Here is a 6900-nt window from a genome sequence, read left to right on the forward strand (position 1 = left end):
CGCAGGCGCCTGACGCCGGCGCCGACCTGAGCGAGACCGATAGCAGCGGCGCCGACGCGCGGGCCAGTCAATGAGCACCCGCACCATAACTGCAGAAGCCGGCATTGCCGGCGGCGACTCCGCCGTCAAATACCGTTCAGTTAGAGTAAGTTTTGATCTTCGCGCATCCGCTATTGCTTCGAATTTCCAGACTGGCGAGTAGTCCTACTTGGTACGCGTAGTCCACGTTGTTGGTATGTGATCTCTCACTACATCGTTTACAACGTCGCTCAACACATCGCTTACAGGATCTCTCACGACATCGTTGACAGGTAGCAGGGGTCGCGGCTGGTCCGCGCTGATGAAGTACTTCTCGATAATGGGAGGTGCCAAATACATTAACTGCGACGATTCGCCGCCAGATCATCGAGTTCAACCCTGACCTGCCCGACGGGGTCGGCATCTCGAAATTCTGCAAGCAACTGTGGGCATCAGCCGGCCCTCCTATTACAAGGTGAAGAAGCGCTATCTTGTCGAGGGAAACAAGGCGTTGAACCCGCATTCGCGGGCACCAAAAACCCCGGCGAGAATCCACGGGGACCAGACGAGAGTGGTGGTGTTGCGTCTTCGGGAACGGCTGAGAAAGTCCGGGTGGGACAACGGTCCGCAGTCGATCTGGTTCGAGGGTGTCGACACCGACGAGTTCGGGGACGCGCTCCCGTCGGTGCCCACCATCGGGCGAATTCTCGCCGAGGCGGGCCTGACGAAAACCAATCCCCGTAAGCGCCCCCGCGGTGCCTGGCTGAGGTTCGCCCGGTCGCATCCGATGGAAATGTGGCAGCTCGACGGACTGGAATACCGCCTGTTCGACCCCGACGGGACGAAGGCACTGATCTACCAGCTCCTGGACGACGGCACTCGCTTCGACGTCGGCACGCAGGCCTTCGCCCGGCTGGAAAACGGCGAGGACGCCATCGCCGCGCTGCAGGCCGCGTTCAATGAGTATGGGGTCCCCCAGTAGCTGCTCAGCGACAACGGAGTGGCCTTCAACCAGTCCCGCCGCGGCGTAATCGGCCAAACCGAACTCTTCCTGGCAGCGCGGGGATGCCACGGGATCGCCGGGAGCGTGCGGCACCCGCAGACGCAGGGCAAGAACGAGCGCAGCCATCAGACCCTGATCCGGTTCCTCGACGCCCACACCCCGAAAACCCTCGAGCAGTTGTCTATACTCTTGGTCAAATATCGGGAACACTACAACTACCGGCGCCGCCACCAGGCCCTGAAAATCGGCATCACCTATCTCACCCCCGGCCAGGCCTGGGAGGCCGGGGAACACCGCGGCAGCGATGGCATCCCGATCGATATCACGGTGCTGGAAGCCGCCGCGATGACCTATAAAGATCGTCAGATCGCCCAGGATGCGGCCGCAGGCCGAGAGGCCGCGAGCATGGTGACTATCGCCCCGCTGCAGCCTCCAGAGCCCGTTCCCGAACGGGTCGTGCGACTGCAGGAGCAGTTCGACGACGTGGTGGAGATCCGCCGGACCAACCCGCAGATTTACTACCGCGGGCGGATCTTCAAAGTGCCAACGTATCTGGTGGGCACCTACCAGCTGGTGACCAACACCACCGGATTCACGCTATTCGACACCACCAACGGGGCGGAGAGTCTCTTCTTTTCGCTGCCGGTGCGCGTGGCCTCCAGCAAGCGACTGGTGCCGTTGTGGCAGGTCTCTGGTGCCCGGATCCGCAACCCGCATCCATCCTGGGAACTCAAGCGGATCGAGTACGACAACGACCATTATCAGTCCGAGCACCTGCCCTAAGCAGCGTTTCAAAACGCCGCTGTCACGATGTAAACGAAGTGGTGAGTTTTGCTGTCAACGATGTGATGAGTGCGTGTGTAAACGAAGTCATGATCGAGGTTGTAAACATGTCGTGATCGAGGATGTAAACAAAGAGGTGAGTGATTACATAGCGCTTGTAGGTAGCGCTAGTCCAGGCACCTGGTATCCGGGTTAGTGGCACCCCTATCTTGTTGTCTTCGGCGGCGCTGAAAACGATCAGTAGCAACCTTTGTCAAGGATTCGGAAATCCTAGCAATGTGCTCCCTTTTTGCGCCAACGTTCAGGGTAATTGGCAAGACTATGCCAGTGATTAGATTACAACACAAGATTCGCTGGATCGCTTATGTCCTGGTGGGAATGCTGGTGGTGCGAGCCTTCTTCGCATTCTTTAGTGGCGAAATCGGCGAAGGTGTGGGAATCATTATCGCTGCAGCGGTGATATTCGGTTGCCAGCGGTTGCTCGAACGCGATGCACGTAATGTTCCGTCGGGCGGGCGCGACACCATTAGCTAGACGTTCTCATTTTCACCAGTGCTGCGGCTCCGTCTGGGGCGCCCGTCGGTGGAGCATGTGCACCGTCGCTGGCTTCCTTCAAGGCAGAAGATTGCGTCGCTGCCGCTCCGCCCAATCTGTCACGGACTAATTCCGGCCCCAACGCGCGGGCACACATGCATCACCACATATGCACTGCCGATCTTGCGGACACCTTGCTCCAACGCTGAAGTCCGAACGCTCCACCGCTACCCTCCAGGATTGAATCTGTCGGCTTTGACCTCACCGAGAACGGTGAAGCTCCGCACAGCTATGGCCACGATTCCCACTATGACCCACACCACCAAGACACTAAAGAAGACGATAAACGCTGGAAAGAAAATGCCAGAGATCCCGGCCAGAATTGAAAGGATTAACGAGCGGCTGGCGAATCGCTTCATCAGAGGAAGTAGGGCATGGTGAAAGTCTCGCCAGAGGTCCTTTCCCTGCCTGACTTTCATCGGCACGGAAGCTGTCGAATGTCCTGCCAAATACCAGTGTGAAGAGCTCGGAAGAAAGCGGTGGGATCGAGGATTTTCGCTGTCATGACAGTTTCATGCGCGGAAGACGGTCAGCAGAACAGACTGTGCACCCATCGAATTCAGCTTCAAACTCACCAGCTTCGAACGTCGTAGCGCAGACCTTGCGCCTCTGGCTGTGGCTGTGAGCATTGCGGTCGATTCAGTGCTGGTCAGCGTCTCCACCTCACCCGTTTCACTTTGCAATACGTCGTGCCATCAGGTCCGCCGTCGACGCCGTCGCCTAGCCACAGACCGTGAATAACCCGCCCTGTGCAATCCACCGGATCCTCGAGGACGGCGGGTAGCTGACCGTACCGATTCACGCTGACGAGAACGTTCACCGACGATTTCCCAAGTCGGCGTCGCAATGTCACGATCACTTTATTCATACAGCTCCTTGAGCCGCCCATGCCTTTTATCAAGGCTAGGCAATCCCTAAGAAACGGTCATATCCCCCGTTCGACCACTCGTTTTTCTAACCAATACACAACATCAGCGAACGAGAATCTTCCCCCTCAACGCCGGCATATAAATCCGAAAGCCCCAACTGCCGGTTATGGCTGGTTGACTATCACCATGAAAACCGCATTACTTTATCCTGCTGGATACAACGCCGATTTCCTCCAGATTCCTCTGCCGCTCCCGGCCCCTCCTGCAGGGATCCTGATTCGTGAACTGCTTTACACACATTTCACCGTGCTCCTCGACCCCGCGCGGCACCTCGCGATCGCGACCGGGGTCAACATCGATGGGGACCAGCTCGTCACTGTTGACCGTGGCGACGACTGGCACCTCGACTCGCGTATCCCGATCTACGAACAGACCGGGGAGGGCGTCTACGCCAGAAACGACCTCGACCGCGGACACCTCGTCCGCCGCCAGGACTCGGTCTGGGGCGACGCAACGACAGCCCGGCGAGCGAATTATGATACCTTCGCCTACACCAACGCCGCCCCGCAAGCTGCAGCCTTTAACCAATCGAAACAACTCTGGCTCGGCCTCGAGGACCACGTCCTCACCTACGCACGCACCAACGGTAACCGCATCAGCGTCTTCACCGCCCCCGTACTCTCCGCCGAGGATCCGATATATCGCGGGGTGAAGATCCCGCAAGCGTTCTGGAAGATCGCAGCATGGACCACGACCCTGCACGGCTCCATCGTTCTGCACGCTGCCGGATTCGTCCTCGACCAAAGCCCGCAATTAGAAGACATTGACCTTGACACGGTCCGTGCCCCAGCCCTCATGTACGGCACTCCCCCACCGCTTGGACCATACCGCACCTATCAAGTACCCATCGGGGATATCGTCGACCTCACCGGGCTCAACCTGACCGCCCTATCCGAGGCAGACGTCTACGCCCCGGCCCCAGCTATCCGAGAAGACACTGACCATCGACAGCGTTGGGTCGAACTGGTCGACGCCGCAAGCATCCACCTCTAAACCGCACCGAATCGTCTATAGCCAGCTCAGTCCCCGGCGCCGAGGTCGACATAGACGGTTTCGTGGCTGATCCCAAACTGTCGAGCAAGAACAGATTTCGGCACGCCAACGGCAGCCTTCTCGCGCAGCTCGGCCGCACGGGCCGTGTCCAGTGACGGGGTGCGACCGCGGTAGAGGCCACGTTTCTTAGCCGAAGCAATACCCTCGCGCTGACGTTCACGAATCAGCGACCGCTCGAACTCAGCGAAAGCTCCCATGACGTTCACAAGGGTGCTTCGGCGCGGTCGGAGCGGGTGCGCTGCTCGCGTTCACTCGTGCGTGACTGGTCCAGGTCGGCCCGCAGCGGGGTGAGTGTGGCGTCGCGGTATTCGTGTATCGCGTGTGCTGCCCCGTCGGAGCACGCATGCGGGTCGTTTCTGTTTGGTTGGACGGCGTGACCCACGCCACGAGCCTGTTCGTCGTATCATCATCGCTGTCGGCCTACTTACCATCGTGTCGGGTCGGCACTCCGGGGCGTCGAAGCTGGCCGTACTGGGCTCGATGATGAGCTGTTCGAGCACCTGCACGCCTGGCCTGCCTCTGTGATGCTGGCCCGGACGATCGTGCTGTTCGCGGCATCCGTCGCCCGTGTCTGGTTAGCTGGCTGGGTCGGTGATGAAACCCTCCTCGATCATCCACTCATAGGCCACATCGGCGGGTTCGGCACCGTCGACGTCAACTTGACGGTTCATGCCGCGCAGAACCTGGTCGGTGAGTTTCGGTGATATTTTGGCGAAGATCTTTTCCAGGCCGGGGTGGGCCTTGATTGTTTCGGTGAAGAAGATCGGTGCTACGTTGTATGCCGGGAAAAATGCGAGGTCATCGGTCAGGACTGTGAGGTCGAGCGCGTCGAGGCGACCGTCAGTCGTGAAGACTTCACCGAAGTTGCAGGCCCCGTTGTCGGTCGCGCTGTAGATCGCACCGGTGTCGTAGATGCCGATGTTGCTGTCGGGCACGCCGTTGGCGGTGCCGCGTTCCAGTCCGTAGTGGGCGAGCATGGGGTTTAACCCGTCTGGCCGGGAGTTGAATTCGGCCTCGACGCAGAAGGTGCGATCCTCGACCGGCAACGCGGCAAGTTCGGACATGGCCGTGATGCCGCCGAGGTCGGCGACTGCCTCACTGCGCACAGCGAGGGCGTAGGTGTTGTTCATCGGTGCCGGCGCGCCCCAGGTGACACCGTTTTTGAGGTCGAGGTCGTGAACGGCTTGCCACATTTCGTTCTGGTTAGTGATCGCCTCGGCCTGACCGAGGTAGGTCAGCCACGTGGTCCCGGTGTAATCCCAGAGCACGTCGGCCTGGCCCGAGAGAAGCAGATCGCGGGCCGGCTGGCTGCCGGGCACGTTACTGAGGTCAGTGACGTTGAATCCTGCGGCGGTCCCGGCGAGCACGGCGATCTTGCCGAGCAGTAGCTGCTCGGTGAAGTTCTTGGACGTGACTGTGAGGTCGACACCGTCGGCACCGTCGAGCGGGGTGATCGACCCGGGTCCGACCGCGGGAACGTATGAGGTCGCCGGCTGCAGGCCGCAGCCGGTCAGGGCGACGGCGGACAGGGCGAGGATACCCGCGGCGAGGCCCCAGCGGTCGAGGGGCCCGCGGCGGCCGCGAGGACGGGTACGTGAAGAGGTGCAGTACATCTAGAGTCCCTTCGGACGGGCAACGTGTTCGACTACGCGGCCGACCCAGTCGATGAGGAGGGCGAGCAGAGCCACGAGCAGGGCTCCGGTGACGAGTACGGGGGTGAGGCTGAGATTGACGCCGGTGGTGATGAGGATGCCGAGTCCGCCGCCGTTGACGAACGTGGCCAGGGCCGCGGTGCCGACCAGTAGAACGAGGGCGGTACGCACGCCTGACAGCATGACCGGCACGGCAAGAGGGAGTTCCACACGAAAGAGCACGGCCGTGGAGCTCATGCCCATACCGCGTCCGGCTTCGATGAGGCGGGCGTCGACCTGCTGCAGGCCGACCATGGTGTTTCGCAGCACCGGGAGCACCGCGTAGAGCACGAGGCTCAGCGTCGCCGCCCAGAAGCCGAAACCAACCCAGAAGGCGAGGAGTACGACGACGCCGATCGCGGGGGCGGCTTGACCGACGTTGGCGATCGCCAGCACCGGAGCGGTCAGAAACCGCAGGGATCGTCGGGTCAGGGCGATTCCCAGGGGAACCGCGATGACCAACACGATCGCCGCGGCGAGGAGGGTGAGTTGGATGTGCTCCACGGTGTAGACCCAGAGCGCGTCCGGGGCGAGTGTGGTCAGTTCGATCGGCGACAGGTTGGCGGTCAGTAGCCAGATGACGAGCGCGAGGAACGCGAGCAGAATACCTGCCAGCTGGTAGACCAGTCCTCGCCAGGATTGCCATACCGCGCGGGCACGACTGACCGGTACGGCCGGCGCGGCCGGGTCGCCGGGTGTTTCGACGGCGGAGTCGCCGCCGGCAATGCCGGCTTCTGCAGTTATGGTGCGGGTGCTCATTGACTGGCCCGCGCGTCGGCGCCGCTGCTATCGGTCTCGCTCAGGTCGGCGCCGGCGTCAGGCGCCTGCG

At 61.2% G+C, this 6900-nt stretch carries 4 protein-coding genes and 2 pseudogenes; 3 read left to right on the plus strand and 3 right to left on the minus strand.

Annotated features, from left to right (window positions below):
• Positions 1-365 precede the first annotated feature (365 nt).
• From CJ028_RS14705 to CJ028_RS14720, 3 genes and pseudogenes are all read left to right on the plus strand, one after another.
• Positions 366-1804: pseudogene (locus tag CJ028_RS14705) on the plus strand (integrase core domain-containing protein).
• Positions 1805-2131: 327 nt separating this feature from the next.
• Entirely contained in the window at positions 2132-2338 is a 207-nt protein-coding gene (locus CJ028_RS14710) for a hypothetical protein (RefSeq protein WP_129590507.1), read from the plus strand.
• Positions 2339-3453: 1115 nt separating this feature from the next.
• Entirely contained in the window at positions 3454-4320 is an 867-nt protein-coding gene (locus CJ028_RS14720) for a DNA/RNA non-specific endonuclease (RefSeq protein WP_105035984.1), read from the plus strand.
• A gap of 26 nt (positions 4321-4346) precedes the next feature.
• On the opposite strand, the pseudogene CJ028_RS14725 reads toward CJ028_RS14720, so the two are convergent.
• The 3 genes and pseudogenes from CJ028_RS14725 to CJ028_RS14735 all read right to left on the minus strand — a co-directional run.
• A pseudogene (locus CJ028_RS14725) lies at positions 4347-4604 on the minus strand (recombinase family protein); the annotation flags it as partial.
• Positions 4605-4955: 351 nt separating this feature from the next.
• Positions 4956-5993, minus strand: a complete 1038-nt coding sequence (locus CJ028_RS14730; RefSeq protein WP_105035986.1) for a glycine betaine ABC transporter substrate-binding protein — start codon at positions 5991-5993, stop codon at positions 4956-4958.
• Positions 5994-6830, minus strand: coding sequence for an ABC transporter permease (locus CJ028_RS14735; protein WP_105035987.1), 837 nt, complete (start codon positions 6828-6830; stop codon positions 5994-5996). It abuts the gene before it with no gap.
• Positions 6831-6900: the final 70 nt, after the last annotated feature.

The sequence above is a fragment of the Cryobacterium aureum genome, assembly GCF_002954245.1.
Classification (GTDB): domain Bacteria; phylum Actinomycetota; class Actinomycetes; order Actinomycetales; family Microbacteriaceae; genus Cryobacterium; species Cryobacterium aureum.

What these genes read in the sequence shown, in the direction of transcription:
- CJ028_RS14720 (WP_105035984.1), top strand. Translation starts at nt 3,454, where the DNA reads ATGAAAACCGCATTACTTTATCCTGCTGGATACAACGCCGATTTCCTC.
- CJ028_RS14730 (WP_105035986.1), bottom strand. Translation starts at nt 5,993, where the DNA reads ATGTACTGCACCTCTTCACGTACCCGTCCTCGCGGCCGCCGCGGGCCC.
- CJ028_RS14735 (WP_105035987.1), bottom strand. Translation starts at nt 6,830, where the DNA reads ATGAGCACCCGCACCATAACTGCAGAAGCCGGCATTGCCGGCGGCGAC.